The sequence below is a fragment of the Leptospira soteropolitanensis genome (assembly GCF_026151655.1).
Classification (GTDB): Bacteria; Spirochaetota; Leptospiria; order Leptospirales; family Leptospiraceae; genus Leptospira_A; species Leptospira_A soteropolitanensis.
The window spans coordinates 1-599 of record NZ_JAMQPN010000097.1; the positions used below are offsets into that span (position 1 = coordinate 1).

The window sequence follows — 599 nt, forward strand, 5'->3', positions numbered from 1 at the left end:
TCATTAAACACGCTTACTTTTACGGATGATTATTATAAATTACTAAAAATAAATAAACCAATAGATAAGCCACAGTGGCAATCGAGGAGAGATTACTTAATCCCTTCTCTTAACAGAGATGAAAAAATCGAAATAAGCTGTGTTATAATAAAGGAATTTGACGAACCTCCAGTAATTTCGGTGAGTACAGACACAAAAGGACTAAAATTAGATTATAAAGAAGAAAAAGAAAGTATATTGGGAGAATCAATTTTAGGAAGTCTAATTGTTGGATTCATAATTTCAATCTTATTTTCGATATCAGTTTATCTCAATATAGAATCACGATGGTTTTCATTATTACTAGTTTTTATATTTGGCTCAACAGGGACAATAATTGGGGCCATTTTTCTTAAATTGTTCAACCGCATTAAAAAAATTCTTAGCTAGGGCACCTTCAGATAACAGCGACTTACCGCTACGCTTCGGGACAAGCCCTCGCTCGGGCTACGCCAAATTCCCCTTCTGGCATTCGCCTTGCGTTCGCAAGCTACATGCCAGTCCCTAACGTCCCGTCCGGGACTCAGGGTCGGGGAACTTCGGTAAGTCTAGTTCGTTAT

The 599-nt window shown here is 37.6% G+C and carries 1 protein-coding gene; it reads left to right on the forward strand.

Translation table 11 applies throughout. The annotated features are described in order from the left end of the window. Positions 1 to 429 (forward strand): hypothetical protein (locus ND811_RS19505; protein ID WP_265353640.1); only part of this gene is annotated, 429 nt, incomplete at its 5' end. Positions 430 to 599: the final 170 nt, after the last annotated feature.